Origin of the sequence: Nitrogeniibacter mangrovi (assembly GCF_010983895.1) — a bacterium.
In the GTDB taxonomy this organism is placed as follows: domain Bacteria; phylum Pseudomonadota; class Gammaproteobacteria; order Burkholderiales; family Rhodocyclaceae; genus Nitrogeniibacter; species Nitrogeniibacter mangrovi.
Window position 1 is genome coordinate 2,188,441 of the sequence record NZ_CP048836.1, and the last position, 19,600, is coordinate 2,208,040.

The 19,600-nt window shown below is 68.1% G+C and carries 20 protein-coding genes; 11 read left to right on the forward strand and 9 right to left on the reverse strand.

What is annotated here, in order from left to right; all coding sequences use genetic code 11:
- Window positions 1–64 precede the first annotated feature (64 nt).
- The 3 genes from ygfZ to G3580_RS10045 are packed head-to-tail and all read left to right on the forward strand — an operon-like array spanning window position 65 to window position 2,180.
- Window positions 65–1,108: a CAF17-like 4Fe-4S cluster assembly/insertion protein YgfZ gene (gene ygfZ / locus G3580_RS10035; RefSeq protein ID WP_173765140.1), complete on the forward strand. Its 1,044-nt coding sequence runs from the start codon at window positions 65–67 to the stop codon at window positions 1,106–1,108.
- Complete coding sequence (locus G3580_RS10040) at window positions 1,105–1,383, forward strand: DUF4936 family protein (RefSeq protein ID WP_173765142.1); 279 nt, start codon at window positions 1,105–1,107, stop codon at window positions 1,381–1,383. Before ygfZ ends, G3580_RS10040 begins: the two co-directional genes overlap by 4 nt.
- Window positions 1,374–2,180 (forward strand): NRDE family protein, encoded by an 807-nt coding sequence (locus tag G3580_RS10045; protein ID WP_173765144.1) that lies wholly within the window; start codon window positions 1,374–1,376, stop codon window positions 2,178–2,180. Before G3580_RS10040 ends, G3580_RS10045 begins: the two co-directional genes overlap by 10 nt.
- Here the strand turns inward: G3580_RS10045 and G3580_RS10050 are convergent.
- From G3580_RS10050 to tadA, 3 genes are read right to left on the reverse strand one after another with little or no spacing between them, the layout of a single operon-like run.
- Window positions 2,119–2,550, reverse strand: a complete 432-nt coding sequence (locus tag G3580_RS10050) for a GNAT family N-acetyltransferase (protein ID WP_173765146.1) — start codon at window positions 2,548–2,550, stop codon at window positions 2,119–2,121. The genes G3580_RS10045 and G3580_RS10050 overlap by 62 nt on opposite strands.
- Window positions 2,547–3,026 carry a L,D-transpeptidase gene (locus G3580_RS10055; protein WP_173768763.1) on the reverse strand — a complete coding sequence of 160 codons (480 nt, stop codon included), beginning with the start codon at window positions 3,024–3,026 and terminating at the stop codon, window positions 2,547–2,549. Before G3580_RS10055 ends, G3580_RS10050 begins: the two co-directional genes overlap by 4 nt.
- On the reverse strand, window positions 3,026–3,493 hold the full coding sequence (gene tadA / locus G3580_RS10060) for a tRNA adenosine(34) deaminase TadA (protein WP_173768762.1): 468 nt from the start codon (window positions 3,491–3,493) through the stop codon (window positions 3,026–3,028). Before tadA ends, G3580_RS10055 begins: the two co-directional genes overlap by 1 nt.
- 160 nt (window positions 3,494–3,653) lie before the next feature.
- On the opposite strand from tadA, the gene G3580_RS10065 reads away from it, so the two are divergent.
- Window positions 3,654–6,734: a PAS domain S-box protein gene (locus tag G3580_RS10065; protein ID WP_173765148.1), complete on the forward strand. Its 3,081-nt coding sequence runs from the start codon at window positions 3,654–3,656 to the stop codon at window positions 6,732–6,734.
- Here the strand turns inward: G3580_RS10065 and G3580_RS10070 are convergent, their stop codons facing one another.
- Window positions 6,735–6,923: a DUF6116 family protein gene (locus G3580_RS10070; RefSeq protein ID WP_173765149.1), complete on the reverse strand. Its 189-nt coding sequence runs from the start codon at window positions 6,921–6,923 to the stop codon at window positions 6,735–6,737. It lies immediately after the preceding gene.
- A gap of 93 nt (window positions 6,924–7,016) precedes the next feature.
- Here G3580_RS10070 and G3580_RS10075 point away from each other — a divergent pair, with 93 nt between their 5' ends.
- The gene (locus G3580_RS10075; RefSeq protein ID WP_173765151.1) at window positions 7,017–7,304 is read left to right on the forward strand and encodes a hypothetical protein; all 288 of its coding nucleotides are present in this window, start codon (window positions 7,017–7,019) and stop codon (window positions 7,302–7,304) included.
- 67 nt (window positions 7,305–7,371) lie between these two features.
- Here G3580_RS10075 and G3580_RS10080 read toward each other — a convergent pair whose 3' ends face one another.
- From G3580_RS10080 to guaB, 3 genes are all read right to left on the reverse strand, one after another.
- Entirely contained in the window at window positions 7,372–7,650 is a 279-nt protein-coding gene (locus G3580_RS10080) for a helix-turn-helix transcriptional regulator (RefSeq protein ID WP_217424464.1), read from the reverse strand.
- A 197-nt stretch (window positions 7,651–7,847) separates the two neighbouring features.
- Window positions 7,848–9,410 carry a glutamine-hydrolyzing GMP synthase gene (gene guaA, locus G3580_RS10085; RefSeq protein WP_173765153.1) on the reverse strand — a complete coding sequence of 521 codons (1,563 nt, stop codon included), beginning with the start codon at window positions 9,408–9,410 and terminating at the stop codon, window positions 7,848–7,850.
- Window positions 9,411–9,475: 65 nt separating this feature from the next.
- Window positions 9,476–10,936 carry an IMP dehydrogenase gene (gene guaB, locus G3580_RS10090; RefSeq protein WP_173765154.1) on the reverse strand — a complete coding sequence of 487 codons (1,461 nt, stop codon included), beginning with the start codon at window positions 10,934–10,936 and terminating at the stop codon, window positions 9,476–9,478.
- 81 nt (window positions 10,937–11,017) lie between these two features.
- On the opposite strand from guaB, the gene G3580_RS10095 reads away from it, so the two are divergent.
- The gene (locus G3580_RS10095) at window positions 11,018–11,512 is read left to right on the forward strand and encodes a DUF4124 domain-containing protein (RefSeq protein ID WP_173765156.1); all 495 of its coding nucleotides are present in this window, start codon (window positions 11,018–11,020) and stop codon (window positions 11,510–11,512) included.
- A 45-nt stretch (window positions 11,513–11,557) separates the two neighbouring features.
- Here the strand turns inward: G3580_RS10095 and G3580_RS10100 are convergent, their stop codons facing one another.
- Window positions 11,558–11,908 carry an RnfH family protein gene (locus G3580_RS10100; RefSeq protein ID WP_173765158.1) on the reverse strand — a complete coding sequence of 117 codons (351 nt, stop codon included), beginning with the start codon at window positions 11,906–11,908 and terminating at the stop codon, window positions 11,558–11,560.
- Between the two features lie 3 nt (window positions 11,909–11,911).
- Window positions 11,912–12,346, reverse strand: coding sequence for a type II toxin-antitoxin system RatA family toxin (locus G3580_RS10105; protein ID WP_173765160.1), 435 nt, complete (start codon window positions 12,344–12,346; stop codon window positions 11,912–11,914).
- Between the two features lie 77 nt (window positions 12,347–12,423).
- Here G3580_RS10105 and smpB point away from each other — a divergent pair, with 77 nt between their 5' ends.
- The 5 genes from smpB to G3580_RS10130 all read left to right on the forward strand — a co-directional run bounded on the left by smpB (window position 12,424) and on the right by G3580_RS10130 (window position 19,595).
- Entirely contained in the window at window positions 12,424–12,870 is a 447-nt protein-coding gene (gene smpB, locus G3580_RS10110) for an SsrA-binding protein SmpB (protein WP_173765162.1), read from the forward strand.
- A gap of 23 nt (window positions 12,871–12,893) precedes the next feature.
- Window positions 12,894–14,774 carry a sensor histidine kinase gene (locus G3580_RS10115; protein ID WP_173765164.1) on the forward strand — a complete coding sequence of 627 codons (1,881 nt, stop codon included), beginning with the start codon at window positions 12,894–12,896 and terminating at the stop codon, window positions 14,772–14,774.
- On the forward strand, window positions 14,771–16,135 hold the full coding sequence (locus G3580_RS10120) for a sigma-54-dependent transcriptional regulator (RefSeq protein WP_173765166.1): 1,365 nt from the start codon (window positions 14,771–14,773) through the stop codon (window positions 16,133–16,135). The genes G3580_RS10115 and G3580_RS10120 overlap by 4 nt, the downstream gene beginning before the upstream one ends.
- Before the next feature lie 234 nt (window positions 16,136–16,369).
- Window positions 16,370–17,389 (forward strand): TAXI family TRAP transporter solute-binding subunit, encoded by a 1,020-nt coding sequence (locus G3580_RS10125; RefSeq protein ID WP_173765168.1) that lies wholly within the window; start codon window positions 16,370–16,372, stop codon window positions 17,387–17,389.
- Between the two features lie 67 nt (window positions 17,390–17,456).
- Complete coding sequence (locus G3580_RS10130; protein ID WP_173765170.1) at window positions 17,457–19,595, forward strand: TRAP transporter permease; 2,139 nt, start codon at window positions 17,457–17,459, stop codon at window positions 19,593–19,595.
- Window positions 19,596–19,600 lie beyond the last annotated feature (5 nt).

Sequence of the window (19,600 nt, forward strand, 5' to 3'; positions counted from 1 at the left end):
GGATGCCGTCGCGCAGGGAGCTTATAATATCGCATCCCATTCACGTGTGACCGACTGGACCGACATGGAATACTGGAATTCGATACTTGCCGCCGCCGGGCTCGAGCACGACGCGCTGAGCATCAAGTCCGCTGACACCGCCGCCGAACTGGCCGCGGCCCGCAGCGGCGCGATCATGGTGCCGCTGGTGCACCTGCGTGGCATCGCCGCCGAGGGCGAGGATGCCACCGACTTCCTGCACAACCTGTTCTCCAACGACGTCAGGAAACTGCCCGACGACGCCGCGCAATGGACCAGCTTCAACAGCCCGAAGGGACGCATGCTGGCCAGCATGCTGCTGTGGCACGCCGACGGCGGCTACCGGCTGGTGATGGCAGCCGACGTACACGAGGGCATCCTCAAGAAGCTGCGCATGTTCGTGCTGCGCAGCAAGGTGGCGTTGCAGGATTGCGGCGAGGCGCGCGCGCTGCTCGGCGTGTCCTGCGATGCACTGGCCGAGTGCCTGGCCAAAGCCGGTTTGCCGGTACCCGCGGCGCCGATGAAGTGCAGCCAGCGCAACGGTATCTCGGTGGTGCGCCTGGACGCCCGTCGGGCGCTGGTCGACCTGCCGGCCGAACAGCTCGCCGAGGTCTGGGCGCGGCTGGGCGAGCAGGGCGTACGTCCGGCCGGCACGGCCGCCTGGCACTGGCTCGACGTGCAATGCGGCATCCCGCTCATCACCCAGGCCACCCAGGACGACTTCGTCGCCCAGATGCTCAACTACGAGATCATCGGCGGCGTGAACTTCAAGAAGGGGTGCTATCCGGGCCAGGAGATCGTCGCCCGCACGCAGTACCTGGGCAAGCTCAAGAAGCGCATGTACCGGCTCCTCGGCCCGGGCAACGCCCCGGCCCACGTCGGTGACGAGCTGTTCGCACCGGCCTTCGGCGATCAGGCCGTCGGCAAACTCGTGACCGTGGCACCGGCGCCCAACGGCGGCATCGAGGCACTGGCGGTGCTGCAGATCCAGGCCGCCGACGAGGGGCAGATCTTTCTCGGTTCGCTCGACGGCACTCGCCTGCGCCTCGCCTCCCTGCCCTATCCGCTCGACGTCGTACCGGTGTCGTGATCGACATCTACATCTACTACAAGGTGGATGCCGCCCATCGCGAACTGGCTCTCGCCGCCGCGCACACGGTGCTCGAGCGCATGACGGTGGATGCCGAACGGACCGAAACGCTGAGCCAGCGCGCAGACGACCCGCTCACCTGGCTCGAGATCTATCGCGGCGTGGCCAGCGAAAGCGAGTTTCTCGCCCGCATGGACCGGGTGCTCGCCGACAGCGGCCTGCTCCACTGCCTGGCCGGCGAGCGCCACATCGAGCGCTTCGTGCCGTGTGCCTGATCGCCTTTGCCTGGCGTGTCCACCCTGCGTATCCGCTGGTGGTCGTGGCCAACCGGGATGAATACTTCGAGCGCCCGAGCGCGGCGGCCCAGTGGTGGGCGGAGGCGCCCGATCTGCTCGCCGGCCGAGACCTCAGCGCCGGCGGCACCTGGCTGGGCGTCACTCGCACGGGCCGCTTCGCCGCAGTGACCAACTATCGCGATCCGGCCCGGGTGCGCGCCGACACCGAGAGCCGCGGCCATCTGGTGCTGGCGGCCCTGCAGGCCCCCGATCTGAACGACACCGCCCGCGCCATCGCGCAGCGCAAAGGCGACTACAACCCGTTCAACCTGCTCGCCTGCGACGGGCGCGACATGGTCGTGGTGGAAAGCGAAGGCGATGGCGTGCGCCGACTCGCGCCGGGCGTCCACGGCCTGTCCAACCATCTGCTGGATACCGACTGGCCGAAACTGCATGCCGCCCGTGAGGGCCTGGCAGCCGCGCTGGACACCTTGCCCGCGCACGAACCGCTGGTCGCCATGATGCGCGACGATCGCCCCGCCCCCGACGCCGCCCTGCCCCACACCGGCATCTCCCTGGCGTGGGAGCGGCGGCTCTCCAGCGCCTTCATTCGTGCCCCCGGCTACGGGACCCGCTGTACCACCGTGGTGCTGGTCGGCCGCGACGGCCGGTGCCGCTTCCTCGAACAGCGCTGGAATGCCGACGGCGACGCGGACGGCCTGACCGACGAGACCTTCACGATCCCGTGCTGGCCAGCGGGCAGCGCATGCACAGGTGCGCAATCCCCGCTTCCATAAAGGGCTCGCCCACCGGCACAAAGCCGTGGCGGGTGTAGAACGGCAGCGCCTGCAGCTGCGCATGCAGCACCACCTCCCCCTGGCCGCGGTCCCGCGCGGTATCCATCAATGCCCGCAACACCCGGGAACCGAGTCCGTGACCGCGTTGATCCGCGCGCACCGCGAGCCGGCCGATGTGCCCGTCGGGCAGCAACCGCCCGGTGGCGACGACGGTGCCGTCGGCCGCGTCGATCCAGGCGTGACGGCTGAGCGGATCGTCCGCGTCGCGCTCCATGTCGGCGGGCACGCCCTGCTCGTCGACGAAGACCGCGATGCGCAGCGGCATCACCCGAGGCTGCGCCGCGGCCCAGTCGGCCAGATGCACCCTCATGCGCGAATATCCACCGGCGTGCCGGCATCGACCAGGTCGAACAGCTCGACGACGTCGGCAATACGCATGCGGATGCAGCCGTGGGAGCGCGGCACTCCCATGGGCTCGGTGTCCGGCGTGCCATGGATGTAGATGTAGCGACGCATGGAGTCGCAGTCGCCGAGCCGGTTGCGGCCGGGCTCCAAGCCCGACAGCCAGAGGATGCGTGACAGGATCCAGTCCCGCGCCGGCTGCGCCCGGGCGAGGGCCTCGGACCACTGCTCGCCGGTCGGACGCCGCCCCTTGAACACCGTGCACGCCGGCTGGCCGGCGCCGATACGCGCGCGGATCACGTGGCGGCCGCTCGGGGTGCACCCCGAGCCGTTGCGCTCGCCGGGGCCGTTCAGGGCGGTGGACACCGGATAGCGCCGGATGCGGCTGCCGTCGGCCCCGACCAGGTCGAGATACTGCCCCGGGATGTCCACGACGATGCGCATCATCCCTTGGCCTTCGCCGCCGCCCGGCGCCGCGCGAAGAACGCCGACAGCAGCCGGCCACAGGCATCACCGAGGACGCCGCCCTCGATGGTCGCGTGATGATTGAGCAGCGGCACGTCGTACAGGTCGAGCACGCTGCCGGCCACGCCGGTCTTGGGATCGCGCGCGCCGTACACCACCCGCTTGATCCGTGCATGGAACATGGCGCCGGTACACATCATGCACGGCTCCAGGGTCACGAACAGCTCGCATTCGGGAAGCCGATAGTTGTCCAGGCGGCTGGCGGCGTCGCGCAGCGCCATGATCTCGGCGTGTGCGGTCGGGTCGGAGCGGCCGATCGGCTGGTTGAAGCCCTCACCGACGATCTGTCCGTCCAGCACCACCACGGCGCCGACCGGCACCTCGCCATGCTCGGCGGCGCGCTGCGCCAGACCGATTGCATGCGTCATGAAATCCGCGTCCTGCATCACTCAAGTTTCCTGTGGATATGCCGCATTCTATCCGTGTTGCGCAGCCTGCCGCACCCCACGCGCCGCCGTCCCGCCACCGCTCCGGCAGGCTGCTAAACTTGCGCCCAAAAAACACAAGGTCAACACGGTGCCTCCACACCTTCCGAGACGTCGCTGGATGCTCTTTGCCGCCTGGGCGATCTGGCTGGCGCTGCAGTTCACGGCGCCCGACGCGCTCGCCCTCGGCGCCGGCCTGCTGCCGCTGCTGGTCACCGCCTATCTGCTGCGTACGCCGGACGCGACGCGAGCGGCCCGGGAGCGCCTGCCGCGCTGGCGCCTGACGCGCGAGGGCGGCGTCTATCGATTCGAAGCGCTCAACGCAGCGGCAAGAAACCTCCCGTCCGCCCGCCTCGACGCCCTCGATGCGGCCACACTGACCGATCTGGTCGATCGCCCAGACGCCTCCCCCGTGCTCATCCCTGGCGAATCCGAGCGGCACCCGCTGTGCCTTCAGGTGCTCGCCGCAGAGACGGAACGGTGGGAAATCGTCGCCACCGACGCGACCGCGCAGGCGCGGCAGGCGCGGGCGCTCGCCGCACTCGAGGCCAACGTGCACGAGGCGCTCAGCTGCGACTTCCATGTGCTCTATCGACTCGACTACCGTCGCCAGGGCTACGACTACATCTCGCCGGTGGCGGCTCAGGTCACCGGCATCGCGCTCGATGAACTGATGGCCGATGGCGGCGTGCGCCGGATCCACGAGCGCATTCCCGACGCCGACCTGATCCGCCTGCGTGCCGACGTGCGCGAGGCGGTGGACCGCGCCGAGGCCGGCCACGTGGATTGCAACCTGGAATACCGCCTGCGCGATACCGGTGGGCGGGTGCGGTGGTTCCGCGACTCGCTGCGTATCCTGCTCGACGAGGACGGCGCGATGACCCACATCACCGGCGCCATCCTCGAGGTGACCGATACCCGCATGGCCGGCGAACACCTGCGCGTCACGCTGCATTCGATCGGGGACGGGGTCATCTCCACCGACGCGGCCGGCCGGATCACGCTCATCAACCCGCAGGCGGTGACGCTGACCGGCTGGCGCGAAGACGAGGCGATGGGCCGTCCACTGAGCGAGGTGCTGAAGCTGCGCGACGCCGGCACCGGCGAGCCGGTGCCCTGCCCCATCGACCGGGTCCTCGACGGCGGGCGCATGGTCCGCCTCGGCGAGGCGCTCAATCTGGAGAACAGGGCCGGCGAGCATATTCCCGTCACCGACAGCGTCGCCCCCATCCTGATGACCGGAGACCGGGCACCGCTCGGCGCCGTGGTGGTGCTGCGAGATGAACGACAGGCCCGCCAGTCGCTGCAAAAGCTCCATGAGAGCGAGGCCCGCTATCGCACCCTGGTCGAAAGCTCCCCGGTCGGCATCTTCCACTTCGACTGCCAGCAGACCATCACGTTTCTGAACAACCGCTTCGCCGAGATCCTTCATACCCGCCCCGACGCCCTGATCGGCACCTCCGTGGCCGCGCTGACCGACCAGTCGATCCTGCCCACCATCCAGGCCGCCCTCCGGGGGCAGCCCGGACGCTACGAGGGCGCCTTCAGCACCGCCGGCGACGAGGTGCTCACGCGGCTGTCGATCCGCACCGCCCCGGCCTTCGGCGCCAACGGCGAGGTCATGGGCGGGGTCGCCATCGTCGAGGACAACACCGCCCGGTACGAGGCCGAACGCAAGCTGCGCGAGAGCGAAACACGTTATGCGCTGGCGATGCGCGGCACCAACGAAGGGCTGTGGGACTGGAACCCGCTGACCAAGGAGCTGTTCCTCTCCTCGCGCCTGATGGCCCTGCTCGGCGAAGCCCCCAACGCCATCCGCACCACCAGCGACGCCTGGCTCAGCCGCCTGCATCCGGACGATCGGGACACCTACTATGCGCGCATGGTGGCGCACCTGAAGGGCGAGACCAATCACTTCGAATTCGAATTCCGCCTCGTCGCCGACTCGGGTGACTACCGCTGGTTCCGCTCCCGCGGTGTGGCCCAGCGCGACGAGCACGGACAGGCCTATCGCATGGTCGGCTCCATCGGCGACATCACCGCGCGCAAACGCGCGCAGATGCAGCTGACCAACGAGCTGGCCTTCTCCCGCACGCTGGTCGACAGCCTGCCGGTGGGCCTGTGCGTGGCGCAGCGCGACGGCGCCCTGACCATGATCAACCAGTTCTTCGCCCGCCTCGCCGGCGTCTCGCTGCGCGACCTGCGACGCCTGAGCGCGCTGGACCTGATCGTCGCCGAAGACCGCCCGGTCATCGCCCAACGCATGGAGCGGGCCTTCGAGGAGGGTACGGCGTGGGCCGAGACGCTGGTGATCAATCCCGAGGGGCGCACCATCCCGGTCCATTTCCTGGCCCGACGCGTCACCCTGTACGACACCGATCAGCTACTGTGCATCGCCACCGACATCTCCGAACGCAGGAAGGCGGAGGAGAAGATGCGCAACATCAACCGCGACCTCGAACTGCGCGTGCAGGACCGCACCGCCCAACTCGCCGCCGCGGTCAAGGAGCTCGAAGCCTTCAGCTACTCCGTCTCCCACGATCTGCGCGCGCCGCTGCGCGCCATCGACGGCTACACCCGCATCATCCGCGACGACTACCGCGACGCCTTCAGCGCGGACGCGCATACGCTGTTCGAGCGCATGCTCGCCGCTGTCGCGCGCATGAGTGAGCTGATCGACGATCTGCTCGAACTGTCCCGGGTCTCGCGTCGCCCCCTGCGACGTGCCCCCATCGACCTGAGCGAGATCGCACGCGCGGTGGTCGATGATCTCGCCCAGCGCCATCCCGACCGCCAGGTGGACGTGGAGATCGCGGGCGACCTGAACGTGGTGGCGGACGCCAAGCTGCTCAAGATCGCGGTCGAGAATCTGCTGGGCAACGCCTGGAAGTTCACCGCCAAACGGGACCACGCGCATATCCGCTTCGATCGGCTCAATGAAAACGACGAAATCGTGTTCTGCGTTCAGGACAACGGCGCGGGCTTCGACATGCGTTATGCCGACAAGCTGTTCGGCGCCTTCCAGCGCCTGCATACCGATCGCGACTTCGAAGGCACCGGCATCGGCCTGGCCACCGTCGCCCGGATCATTCAGCGCCACGGCGGACGCGTGTGGGCGTCCGGCGAGCCCGAGGCAGGCGCGTGCTTCTATTTCACCCTGGGCGAGGCCGGGGCCGACAGCACGCCGACGCGCTCGACGTGATCAGCGATCGCGGCGCGTCCACCCGCTCAGCACCAGCGTGGCGAGGCCAAGCAATAACTCATCGAACAAGGGAATGGGATCGGGCAGCAGCACATCGACCACGAACAGACACGCCGTCAGGAGCAGCAAGGTCGGATACCGGCGCCGCCGCGCCCAACCCAGCAGCCCCGAGATCAACACCGAGCGCATGGCCGCCCCTCCCTTCGCACCCCCTCAGGCGCAGCGCACCGCCGCCCGTGGCATGATGGTCTCTTGCATCGGAACAACTCACGACTCCACACGATGACCTGGTACGTCCTCAATCTTGGCGATGCCATGCTGGCCGGCGACGCGGTGGACCGCATCCAGTCGCTGTTCGAGCAATGGCCGTCCCGCCCCGCCGGGGCCGCCGTTTTCATGCGCCATGAATCCGAGGGACGCCTGCACTGCGAACTGCGCGTCTACCTGCCTCCCGCTGCCGCGCCGCTGGCGCAGCAACTCGGGGCCACACCGTGCGCGCCGCCCGATCCGGGCGATCTGGGCGTGCTTGCGGGCGAGCCCGCGGCACTGAAGCCATTGCGCCGCGATTGAGCCTCGCGGCCGGCTCGGTGCGCGAACGATCTCGGACCGCAGGCGCTCAGGAAACGAACGGCCCCACTCAAACGAACTCCCCCAGATGCTCGCGCATCCATCGGGCCCCTTCCGTCGCGCTACGGCGGAAGTAGCGCCTGAAGTCGCGACTGAACCGGGCCGCGCTCGCGTAGCCGACTTCGGCCGCGATGGTGGTGATCGGCCCCTTCCGTCTCGCGATCATCAGGCGCGCTGCGTGAAGCCGCATCGCCTTGACATACTGAATCGGCGTGCTGCCGGTCAACGCCTTGAAATGCGCATGATACGAGGGAACGCTCATGCCTGCTTCGGCGGCCAGCTCGGGCACCGACAGCCTGCGGCGGTAGCTCGCACGGATCGTGGAGCGCGCGCAGCAGCCGCTCGAGCACCTCCACGATCACCGCTTCCATCCGGCTGGACACCAGGCTCCTGGCCGGCACCGGGCGCCTGTCCCGATCCCGCGCCGCCAGCGTTACCGCGATGTCGCGGGCCTTTGCTACCTGTTTCGTCGGCTCACCAAGCGGATTACTCCCACTCGATGGTCGCGGGCGGCTTGCCGGAGATGTCGTACACCACGCGGTTGATGCCGCGCACCTCGTTGATGATCCGATTGCTCACCTTGCCCAGCAGCGCATGAGGCAGTTCCGCCCAATGCGCGGTCATGAAGTCCTGGGTCTGCACCGCACGCAAGGCGACGACATACTCGTAGGTGCGGCCATCGCCCATCACGCCGACGCTCTTGACCGGCAGGAACACCGCGAAGGCCTGGGAGGTCTTGTCATACCAGTCGGCCGCACGCAGCTCGTCGATGAAGATCGCGTCCGCCCGGCGCAGCAGTTCGGCGTACTCGTGCTTCACCTCACCCAGGATGCGCACGCCGAGGCCCGGCCCCGGGAACGGGTGCCGATAGACCATGTCGTGCGGCAGGCCAAGCGCAATGCCCAGCTCGCGCACCTCGTCCTTGAACAGTTCGCGCAGGGGCTCGAGCAGCTTCAGGTTGAGGGTGTCGGGCAGGCCGCCGACGTTGTGGTGGCTCTTGATGGTGTGGGCCTTCTTGGTCTTGCCGCCGGCCGATTCGATCACGTCGGGGTAGATCGTGCCCTGGGCGAGCCATCTCGCCTTGGGCAGCTTCGCCGCCTGATCCTGGAACACCTCGACGAACTCACGCCCGATGATCTTGCGCTTCTGCTCCGGATCGCTCACGCCGGCCAGATGGCCCATGAACTGGTCGGTCGCATCCACATGAATGACCTTGACGCCGAGGTTGCGGGCGAAGGTCTGCATCACCTGCTCGGCCTCGTTCAGGCGCAGCAGGCCGTTGTCCACGAACACGCAGGTGAGCTGCTCGCCGATCGCGCGGTGGATCAGCGCGGCGGCCACCGACGAGTCGACCCCGCCGGACAGCCCCAGGATGACTTCCTCGTCGCCAACCTGCTCGCGGATCGCCGCCACCGCTTCGGCCACGTAGTCGGGCATGTTCCAGTCGTGCGCGCAGCCACAGATGTCGTGCACGAAGCGGGCGATGATCTCCTTGCCCTTGATGGTGTGGGTCACCTCGGGGTGGAACTGCACGCCGTAGAAGCCGCGCTCCTCGTCGGCCATCGCCGCGATCGGACACGAGGGGTTCGAGCCGATCACCTTGAAGCCCGGCGGCAGCTCGGTCACCTTGTCGCCATGGCTCATCCACACGTCGAGCAGGCCGTGGCCCTCGGCGTTGGTGCGATCCTGGATGTCGGCGAAGAGCTTCGAATGGCCGCGGGCGCGCACCTCGGCATAGCCGAATTCGCGCGAATCCGAGCTCTCCACCGTGCCACCGAGCTGGTCGGCCATGGTCTGCATGCCGTAGCAGATGCCCAGCACCGGTTTGCCGAGCCGGAACACGACCTCCGGCGCCGACATGATTTCCGAATACACCGAGTTCGGCCCGCCGGACAGGATGATGCCGTCGGGCGCGTAGCTGCGGATGAACTCCTCCGACACGTCGCAGGGGTGGATCTCGCAGAACACCTGCTGCTCGCGGACGCGACGGGCGATGAGCTGGGTGACCTGGGAACCGAAGTCGAGGATGAGGATTTTCTGGTGCGCCATGGCTTTACTCGGCTTGAAAAAGGAAAAAAGGCGGCCGCGGCCGCCTTGCCTTCAGGAGGCCCGAATCAGTCGATGTGATAGTTCGGGGCTTCCTTGGTGATCTGCACGTCGTGCACATGGGATTCGCGTACGCCGGCGGCGGTGATCTGCACGAACTGCGCCTTCTCGCGCATGTCGTCGATGCTGCCGGCGCCCACGTAGCCCATGGAGGCGCGAATGCCGCCGATGAGCTGATGGATGACGGCGCTCACCGGCCCCTTGTACGGCACGCGCCCCTCGATGCCTTCGGGCACGAGCTTGTCCTGGTTGTCGGCCGGATCCTGAAAGTAGCGGTCCGCCGAGCCCTGCTGCATGGCCCCCAGCGAGCCCATGCCGCGATACGACTTGTAGGACCGCCCCTGGTACAGCACGGTCTCGCCCGGAGCCTCTTCGGTGCCGGCGAACAGGCCGCCGCACATGACCGCGTTGGCGCCGGCGGCGATGGCCTTGGCGATGTCACCGGAGAAGCGGATGCCGCCGTCGGCGATCATCGGCACCCCGGTGCCCTTGAGCGCGTCGGTCACATTGGCCACGGCGCTGACCTGCGGCACACCGACGCCCGCGATGATGCGCGTGGTGCAGATGGAGCCGGGACCGATCCCGACCTTGACCCCGTCGGCACCCGCATCGACCAGCGCGCGGGCCGCGTCGGCGGTGGCGATGTTGCCACCGATCACCTCCACGTGCGGGAAGTGCTTCTTGACCCAGGTGACCCGCTCGAGCACGCCCTTGGAGTGGCCATGGGCGGTATCGACGACGATCACGTCCACGCCCGCTGCCGCGAGCAGTTCGACCCGCTCCTCGGTGCCGGCGCCGACGCCGACCGCGGCGCCCACGCGCAGGCTGCCGTGTTCGTCCTTGGCCGCACTGGGGTGCTCGGTGGCCTTGAGCATGTCCTTGACGGTGATGAGACCGCGCAGCTCGCCATCGCGGTTGACCACCAGCACGCGCTCGAGGCGATGCTTGTGCATCAACGCCTGGGCGGCGTCGAGGCTTTCGCCCTCGAGCACGGTCACGAGCCGTTCCTTCGGCGTCATGATGGCGGAGACCGGCTGGTCGAGATTGGTCTCGAAGCGCAGATCGCGGTTGGTGACGATGCCGACCACCCGCTGCCCTTCGACCACCGGCAGGCCGGAGAACTTGTTCTGCCGGGTGAGCGCCATCACCTCGCGCACACTGATGTCGGGGGTGATGGTCATCGGATCCTTGAGCACACCCGACTCGAAGCGCTTGACCTTGGCGACCTCGGCAGCCTGCTGCTTGCCGGTCAGGTTCTTGTGGATGATGCCCATGCCGCCTTCCTGGGCCAGCGCAATGGCCAGACGCGACTCCGTGACCGTGTCCATGGCAGCGGACACGAGCGGGATGTTCAGGCTGATGTTGCGGGTCAGTTGCGTCCGGAGACTGACGTCCTTGGGGAGGACCTCCGAATGGGCGGGGACAAGAAGGACGTCATCGAACGTCAGCGCCTTCTGGATCACACGCATGACTTTAATCCTTTCGACCAAATCCGTATTATACAGACGGATTCAGACCCGGCAAAACACCGTACCGTGAGGACCTTCCCGATGCGCCAACGTCATCTGCCCCTGTTGCTGGCCCTGCTCATTCCCGTTGGCGTCATGGCCGGCCAGGTGTACGAATGGAAGGATGCCACCGGCAAGCGCCACTTCTCCGACCATCCGCCCACGGGTGTGGACGCCAAGCCCATGGGCATCAAAACCACGGCGCCGAAGCCCAGCGGCCCGCCGGCCGGCGGCGCAGCCCAGAATTCCGAGGCGCAGGCGCCCAAGACCTGGGCGGAAAAGAACGAGGCCTTCGACAAGCGCCAGGCCGACAAGGCAGCAGCCGAGGCCGAAGCCAAGCAGAAGGCGGATGAGGAGCGCCGCCGCAGCGAAGCCTGCGAGCAGGCCAAACAGCAGCTCAAACTGCTCGAGAGCGGGCGCCGGGTTCAGCGCATGGATGCCAACGGCGAGCGCATCGTGCTCGACGACGCCGCCCGCGCCGAAGAGATCGCGCGCGTCAAGGACAACATCCAGCGCGCCTGCGAAAAATCGAACTGAGCGCGAACGACCGCCGCCGGAGCGGCGCTCGGTCGCGCTGACCGCTCAGTCGCCGCTGTCCTCGGGGCCGTCGTCCGTACCGGCGTCGCCGCCGCCTTTCTTCATCGCCTTGCCGGCCGAGGCCCGCTTGCGCCGCACTTCCTTCGGATCGGCGATGAGCGGCCGGTAGATCTCGACCCGGTCCCGGTCGCGCAGCTCGGTACCCAAGGGGGTGAGCTTGGCAAAGATGCCGACCTTGTTGCCGCCCTTGTCGAGGCTGATCTCGGGAAACTTCTGCATCAGGCCCGAGGCTTCGATCGCCTGCTGGACGGTACTGCCGGCCGGCAGACTCAGCCGGACGATTTCCTGGCGCGCCTTGAGCGCGTAGACCACTTCGACCCCAATCGACTCACTCATGCATCAGCTCCGATAGATCACTTCGGCGCGCTTGACGAAGGCGTCGACGAAGGTGTTGGCAATATGGTTGAAGACCGGACCCAGCGCCTTGTCCAGCAAGCGGTTGGAGAACTTGTAATTGAGTTCGAACTCGATCTTGCAGGCCGCATCCCCGAGGGGAATGAACTTCCAGCCGCCGTCCAGGTGCGAAAACGGCCCTTCCCTGAGGCGGATGTGCATCTCGGTGGGCGGCACCTTGGTGTTCTCTGTCGCGAACTGGGTCCGGATCCCGTGGTAATTGACCTTGAGCGTCGCCGCCGTCTTGGTGTCGGTGCGCTCGAGCAGCTCGGTACCTCCGCACCACGGGAGGAATTTCGGATAATCCTCGACCCGGTCGACGAGCTCGAACATCTGCGCGGGGGTGAATTCGATGAGAACGACTTTCTTGACGGCGGCCATACGGTGAATGCGGGTTCCCGGAACTGCTAGAATGCGCGATTCTACCGCATGCCGAAACGCCAAGACGACCCCGAACCATGAGCATCATCGACAACCGCAAGGCCTTCCACGACTACTTCATCGAGGAGAAGATCGAGGCCGGGCTCGTGCTCGAAGGGTGGGAGATCAAGGCCATCCGCGCCGGCCGCGTGAACATCAAGGAATCCCACGTCCTGATCCGCAACGGCGAGCTGTTCATCCTCGGCATGCATCTGACCCCGCTGCAGTCGGCCTCCACCCACGTGAATCCCGACCCGGTGCGCACCCGCAAGCTGCTGATGCACGCCCAGCAGATCGACCGCCTGATCGGCCAGGTCGAGCGCGCCGGCTACACCCTGGTGCCGCTCGACCTGCATTACAGCAAGGGCCGCGTCAAGGCCACCATCGGTCTGGCCCGGGGCAAGAAGCAGCACGACAAGCGTGAAGTGGCCAAGAAGCGCGACTGGGAGCGTGAAAAGGCGCGCCTGATGCGCCAGAAGGTCTGAACGCGGCGCGGCAGCGCGCCTCCATGACGATGCAAGCGTCTCCGAGCGAGCCCTCCACGCCCGACCTTGCATCCCGCCCCCTGTCCTCCGATGACGTCGCCACCGCCCACGCGCGACAGCTGCGCGCCGGCTGGTACCGCCAGCATGCGCGCACGATCGTCACCACCGCGGCCATCGCGCTGGCGGTGATCGTCATCTGGCAGGTGTGGCGCATCAGCGAAGCCAACGCCCTGGCCACCGTGCGCCGCATCGGCGACGAACGCCTGACCCTGTACGCGAGCACGGTCGACGGCGCGCTCGACCGCTACCGCTACCTGCCCTTCGTCCTCGCCATGAACCCGGCGGTACAGACGCTGGTGCGCGACGGCGGCGGCAACGACCGCGTCAATGTCTATCTCGAGACCGTCAACGCCAGGGCCGGCGCCGCGGCCCTGTTCGTGATGGACATCCACGGCCAGACCCTGGCGTCGAGCAACTGGTCCGAGCCGCTCTCCTTCGTCGGCCAGAACTACGCGTTCCGTCCCTATTTCCGCAGCGCCACGGCCGGCGAGGCGGGCGAATTCTTCGCCATCGGGGTCACCACCGGTCGCCCCGGCTACTTCATGTCGGCGCCGATCCACGGCCCCACCGGCATCCTCGGCGTCGCCGTGGTCAAGGTGGATCTGGACCGCCTGCAGGCGGACTGGAGCGAAGGCGGCGAGACCGTGCTGGTCAGCGACGAAAACGGCGTCGTGTTCCTCTCCAGCCGGCCGAACTGGAAATATCACAGCCTCGGCCCGCTCTCCGCCGACACCCTGGCGCAGATCCGCGCGCGCCGGCAGTACAACCACACCCGCCTGCAGCCCCTCGACTACGCCGCCCCTCACCGGGGCGTGCCCGACGCCATCCGCATCGACGGCGACGAGTTCATCGAACGCTCCCATCCGCTCTCGCAGCCCGGCTGGCGCCTGCACTATCTGTCGCCCATGGCCCCGGTACGCGAGCAGGTGCTCGGCGCCGTCGGCATCGCCACCGTCTCCACCTTCCTGCTGGTCGTCTTCGCCCTCTACCTGCGCGAGCGCCGCGCGCGCCAGCGTAGCCGCGACCAGGCCCGCGAGGCCATGGCCCTGCGCGCGCTGAGCACCCGCCTGCAGGCGGAGGTGGACGAGCGCCGCCGCACCGAGCACGAACTGCGCTCGACTCAGGACGAACTCATCCAGGCCGGCAAGCTCGCCGCGCTCGGGCAGATGTCGGCGGCCATCGCCCATGAGCTGAACCAGCCGATCGCCGCGATCCGGACCTTCACCGCCAGCGGCGAGCGCCTGCTCGAACTCGACCGGCGCGAGGACCTCGCCCAGAACCTGCGCTCGGTCTCGCAGCTGACCGAACGCATGGCGCTCATCACCGGCCAGCTCAAGACCTTCGCGCGCAAGAGCGAAGGACGCAACCGGCCGGTGGCGCTACGCGAACCCCTTGACGCCGCCCTCGCCCTGCTCGACGGCCAGATCCGCGCCGCCGGCGTCACCCTGACGGTCGAGGAGCCGGCGCCCGGACTCACGGTCAACGGCGATCCGGTGCGCATCGAGCAGGTACTGGTGAACCTCCTGCGCAACGGTCTGGACGCCATGAAGGACGCGCCGGAACGTCATCTGTCGGTGCGCATCGCGCGCGACGCCGAGGACGCCGTGCTGCGGATCCGCGACAACGGCCACGGCATCGCAGCGGGCGCCATGACGCAACTGTTCGACCCGTTCTTCACCACCAAGGAGGTCGGCGAAGGCGTCGGCCTGGGGCTGTCCATCTCCTACGGCATCGTCGCCGACCTGGGCGGTACGGTACGCGCGCACAACAACACCCCGGACACCGGCGCCACCTTTGTCGTACGCTTGCCCCTGATCGACACCCCGCCGGAGCCGACCCCATGACCGATCCGGGCCACGTGCTGCTCGTGGACGACGAGGAAGCCATGCGCACCGCCACCACCCAGTGGCTGGCGCTGGCCGGCTTCGCCGTCACCGCCCGGGCCGACGCCGCCGCAGCGCTGGCCTTGCTCGATGTGGACTTCGACGGCATCGTCATCAGCGACGTGAAGATGCCGCGCATGGACGGCCTGGCCTTCCAGCAGGCCATCGCGCGCATCGATCCGGAGATTCCGGTGCTGCTCGTCACCGGTCATGGCGACGTCGCCATGGCGGTGGAGGCGATGCGCAACGGCGCCTACGACTTCGTCGAAAAGCCCTACGCGCCCGACCGCCTGCTCGACATGGTGCGCCGCGCCACCGGCACCCGGCGGCTGGTGCTCGAAAACCGCAGCCTGCGGCGGCGCCTCGACGAGGCCAGCGGCATCGAGCGCCGCCTGGTGGGCAACGCGCCAGCCATCCGCCGGCTGCGCCAGGAGATCGCCGATATCGCCGACACCCCGGCCAGCGTCCTCATCGAAGGGGCCACCGGCACCGGAAAGGAGGTCGTCGCCCGCTGCCTGCACGAGGCGAGCAGCCGTGCCCGGGCGCGTTTTGTCGCGGTCAACTGCGCCGCCATTCCCGAAACCATGTTCGAGAGCGAGCTGTTCGGTCACGAGGCCGGGGCCTTCACCGGGGCGCACAAGCGGCGCATCGGCCAGCTCGAGCATGCCAGCGGCGGCACCCTGTTTCTCGACGAGATCGGCAGCATGCCGCTGGCGCTGCAGGCCAAGGTCCTGCGTGCCCTGCAGGAGCGGGAGATCGTGCGTGTGGGCGCCAACGACCCGATCCGGGTGGACATCCGCCTGGTCAGTGCCACCAACGTGAACCTGGCCGACGCGGTCGCCGCCGGACGCTTCCGCAGCGATCTGTACTACCGGCTGAACGTGGTGGAGCTGCGCCTGCCGACGCTGGCCGAGCGCAAGGACGACCTGCCCCTGCTGTTCGACTATTTCGCCGCCGAAGCCGCGCGCGTCTACGAACGCGCCGCGCCGCCGCTCGACCCGGGCAGTCTGGCCCTGCTCACGGCGCACAACTGGCCCGGCAACGTGCGCGAACTCAAGAACATGGCCGAGCGCTACGTGCTCTCCTCCCTGCCGCCCACCGAGCGTCTCGACACCCTGCTGGGGCGGCATGAGCCCGACGCCGTCGGCCACGGAGGCACCCTGGCCGAGCGCATGGCGACGGTCGAGCGCAGCCTGATCGCCGACAGCCTGCGCCGCCATCACGGCAACATCCAGGCGGTAATGGACGAACTCGGCCTGCCACGGCGCACCCTCAACCAGAAGATGCTCAACCTCGGCCTGGACCGGCGCGACTACCTCTGAGCCCGCCGCATCGGCAATTTCTTGCCGACAGCAGCGGGCCATTGCGCAACAATCCGCCGACCGCGCCCCGACGTGTGCACCCGCACATCGCGCCATTGTCCTCATGGTGCAGCACGCCTCGAATCCCATGCTGCGGTGCCCATCTGGCACCGTGCTTGCGAATCCTCCGCCACAGGCCCGCTTCCGTCGCGGCCTCGACACCCTGTGACGCCACACGCGCGAATGGAGGATTCAATGAAACGTCCCAGCTTCAAACATCTGGCCCTGGCGGCGCTCGTCGCTGCATCGACGCTCGGCACCGGCGCCCAGGCGCAGGAGAACCGCGACTACCTGCTGGCCACCGCCAGCACCGGCGGCACCTACTATCCGGTGGGCGTGGCGCTGGCCACCCTCACCAAGGTCAAGCTGACCCCATCGAAGAAGATCGGCATGTCGGCGATCAACTCCGCCGGCTCGGCCGAGAACGTCAAGCTGCTGCGCGACAACGAGGCCCAGTTCGCCATCCTCCAGGGCCTGTACGGCTACTACGCCTGGAACGGCAAGGGACCACTGGCCAAGGACGGACCGCAGAAGAACCTGCGCTCGGTCACCATGCTGTGGCAGAACGTCGAACAGTTCACCGTGCTCAGCGAATACGCCAAGACCGGCACCATCGCCGACATGGCGGGCATCAAGGGCAAGGGCTTCTCCATGGGCAAGAAGAACTCGGGGACCATCGGTTCCAACGAGACCCTCATGTCCAATCTCGGGATCGACATCCACAAGGACTATGACCTGGTCTTCGTCGGCTACGGACCCAGCGCCGACGCCATGCAGAACGGCCAGATCGCGGGCATGAGCACCCCGGCGGGCGTGCCCACCGGCGCGGTCACCCGGGCCTTCGCGTCCATGGAAGGCAAGGTCACCCTGCTCGATTTCACCGACGCGCAGATGAAGCAGGCCGACGGCGGGCTCGACCTGTGGACCCGCTACGTGATCCCGGCCGGCACCTACCCGGGCCAGGACAAGGATGTCCACACCATCGCCCAGCCGAACTTCCTCGCGGTACGCGCCGACCTGGACGAGGACGCGGTCTATCAGATCACCAAGACCATCTACGAGAACCTGCCCTTCCTCAACGCCATCCACAAGGCCACCACCGCGATGGCGCTGCAGAAGGCGCTGGACGGGCTGCCGATGCCGCTGCATCCGGGCGCGGCGCGTTACTACCGGGAGGCCGGGCTCACCATCCCGGATCGCCTGATCGCCAAGTAAGCCGACAACCGGGGGCGCCACGCCCCCGGAGCTCACTTCCCTCCAAGGACGCCCCCGAGGCCCGCACATGACCGATTCCGGCAACACCACGCCCCTCGCCCCCGAACCGGACGAACACGACGCCCCGGTGCGCTCGGAACACGGCCTGATCGGCAAGATCGTGTTCGTCCTCGGTGTCGGCATCTCGCTGCTGCACCTGTACTTCAACATCCTCACGGTGCTGCCCAGCCTGTGGCAGAACGCACTGCACTTCGCCGGCTTCGGGCTGATGTGCGCGTTGCTGTTTCCGTCGCTGCGCCAGACCGGCGGGCGGCGCGACCGCGTGGTGCTGGCGGTCGACGCGATCTTCGGCGTCGTGGTCGCCGGCGCCGCCATCTTCCTCATCTCCCACGAAGACGCGATCTACGCCCGCGGCGTGCATCTGGTCACCTCGGAGTGGATCGCCGGGGGGCTGCTCATCCTCGGCGCCATCGAATTCACCCGCCGCACCACCGGCTGGATCATCCCGGTGCTGATCGTGCTGGCACTCACCTACGTGGGCTGGTGGGGCGAGCACATCAGCGGCGTGTTCCGCTTCGCCGGGCTCTCGCCCGAGACCATCCTGTTCCGCAGCATCTTCGGCGACGACGGGCTGTTCGGCAACATCGCGCTGATCTCGTCCACCTTCGTGTTCATGTTCATCCTCTTCGGTGCCTTCCTGCTGCGCTCCGGCGCCGGGGACTTCGTCATCGATCTGGCCCGTGCCGTGGCCGGACGCACCGTGGGCGGCCCCGGTCTGGTGGCGGTGTTCGCCTCCGCACTGACCGGCACCATCTCCGGCTCGGCGGTGGCCAACACCGCCTCCACCGGCGTGATCACGATTCCACTCATGAAGAAGGCCGGCTTTCCGCCCCGCTTCGCCGCCGCGGTGGAGGCGGCGGCGTCCACCGGCGGGCAACTCATGCCCCCCATCATGGGCGCCGGCGCCTTCGTCATGGCCAGCTACACCCAGATTCCCTACACCACGATCATTGCGGTGAGCGTGATCCCGGCCATCCTCTACTTCGCCTCGGTGGCCTTCTTCGTGCGCCTCGAAGCCAAGCGCAGCAACGTGCAGCAGATGGACGCGGGCACGCTGCGCCCCATGGAAGTGATCCGCCGCGGCGGCCTGCCCTTCCTGCTCCCGGTGACGGTGCTCATCGTACTGCTCGTGCTCGGCTTCACCCCCACCTACGCGGCGGGCATCAGCATTGTCGCGGTGATCGTCTCCTCCTGGCTGACTCCCAAACGCATGGGCCCGCGCGCCATCGTCGAGGCCCTGGCGCTGGGGGCACGCAACATGGTGATGACCGGCGTGCTCCTGTGCGCCATCGGGCTGGTGGTCAACGTGATCGCCACCGCCGGCGTGGGCAACACCTTCTCGCTCATGATCACCCAGTGGGCCGGCAGCAGCCTGATCGTCGCCATCGTGCTCATCGGGCTGGCCTCGCTGGTGCTGGGCATGGGGCTGCCGGTGACCGCCTCCTACATCGTGCTCGGCACGCTCTCGGCGCCGGCACTCTACAACCTGATCGCCGACGCCCAGGTCATCGACGCCATCGCCCGCGGCGTGCTGAGCGACGAGGCCAAGGCGGTGCTCATGCTGGTGGCGCCGGATCAGATCGCCGCACTCGGCCACGCCATGAGCGTGGACGCGGCCACCGCCATCTTCAACCTGGTGCCGGTGGATCTGGCCGACGCCTTGCGCACCTCGGTGCTCGATGCGCACGCCACCACCTTCGCGCTGCTCTCGGCCCACATGATCATCTTCTGGCTCAGCCAGGACAGCAACGTGACCCCGCCGGTGTGCCTGACCGCCTTCACCGCCGCCGCCATCGCCCGCACGCCGCCGATGGCGACCGGGCTGGAAGCCTGGAAGGTGGCCAAGGGGCTCTACGTGGTGCCGCTGCTGTTCGCTTACACGCCCCTGCTCGGCGGCAGCTGGGGCGAGATCGCCGAGTTCGGCGTCTTCGCCCTGATCGGGCTGTACGCGTTCTCGGCAGGTCTGCAGGGGTATCTGGAGCACCGTCTGGGCTGGGCGCTGCGGGCGGTGCTCATCGGCGTGGCCATCCTGCTCCTGTGGCCGCTGCCGATCTGGGTGCATGGGGTGGGCGTCGCCGCCTTCGCCGCCCTGTTCGTGTTCAGCCGCCGCCAGGGGGCGGGGCCATCGACCGTCGCGCCGGCCTAGCCGGA

Coding starts and splice junctions, on each gene's coding strand:
- ygfZ (WP_173765140.1), top strand. CDS start 65: ATGGAATACTGGAATTCGATACTTGCCGCCGCCGGGCTCGAGCACGAC.
- G3580_RS10050 (WP_173765146.1), bottom strand. CDS start 2,550: ATGAGGGTGCATCTGGCCGACTGGGCCGCGGCGCAGCCTCGGGTGATG.
- G3580_RS10055 (WP_173768763.1), bottom strand. CDS start 3,026: ATGCGCATCGTCGTGGACATCCCGGGGCAGTATCTCGACCTGGTCGGG.
- tadA (WP_173768762.1), bottom strand. CDS start 3,493: ATGCAGGACGCGGATTTCATGACGCATGCAATCGGTCTGGCGCAGCGC.
- G3580_RS10065 (WP_173765148.1), top strand. CDS start 3,654: ATGCTCTTTGCCGCCTGGGCGATCTGGCTGGCGCTGCAGTTCACGGCG.
- G3580_RS10070 (WP_173765149.1), bottom strand. CDS start 6,923: ATGCGCTCGGTGTTGATCTCGGGGCTGCTGGGTTGGGCGCGGCGGCGC.
- G3580_RS10075 (WP_173765151.1), top strand. CDS start 7,017: ATGACCTGGTACGTCCTCAATCTTGGCGATGCCATGCTGGCCGGCGAC.
- guaA (WP_173765153.1), bottom strand. CDS start 9,410: ATGGCGCACCAGAAAATCCTCATCCTCGACTTCGGTTCCCAGGTCACC.
- guaB (WP_173765154.1), bottom strand. CDS start 10,936: ATGCGTGTGATCCAGAAGGCGCTGACGTTCGATGACGTCCTTCTTGTC.
- G3580_RS10095 (WP_173765156.1), top strand. CDS start 11,018: ATGCGCCAACGTCATCTGCCCCTGTTGCTGGCCCTGCTCATTCCCGTT.
- G3580_RS10100 (WP_173765158.1), bottom strand. CDS start 11,908: ATGAGTGAGTCGATTGGGGTCGAAGTGGTCTACGCGCTCAAGGCGCGC.
- G3580_RS10105 (WP_173765160.1), bottom strand. CDS start 12,346: ATGGCCGCCGTCAAGAAAGTCGTTCTCATCGAATTCACCCCCGCGCAG.
- smpB (WP_173765162.1), top strand. CDS start 12,424: ATGAGCATCATCGACAACCGCAAGGCCTTCCACGACTACTTCATCGAG.
- G3580_RS10115 (WP_173765164.1), top strand. CDS start 12,894: ATGACGATGCAAGCGTCTCCGAGCGAGCCCTCCACGCCCGACCTTGCA.
- G3580_RS10120 (WP_173765166.1), top strand. CDS start 14,771: ATGACCGATCCGGGCCACGTGCTGCTCGTGGACGACGAGGAAGCCATG.
- G3580_RS10125 (WP_173765168.1), top strand. CDS start 16,370: ATGAAACGTCCCAGCTTCAAACATCTGGCCCTGGCGGCGCTCGTCGCT.
- G3580_RS10130 (WP_173765170.1), top strand. CDS start 17,457: ATGACCGATTCCGGCAACACCACGCCCCTCGCCCCCGAACCGGACGAA.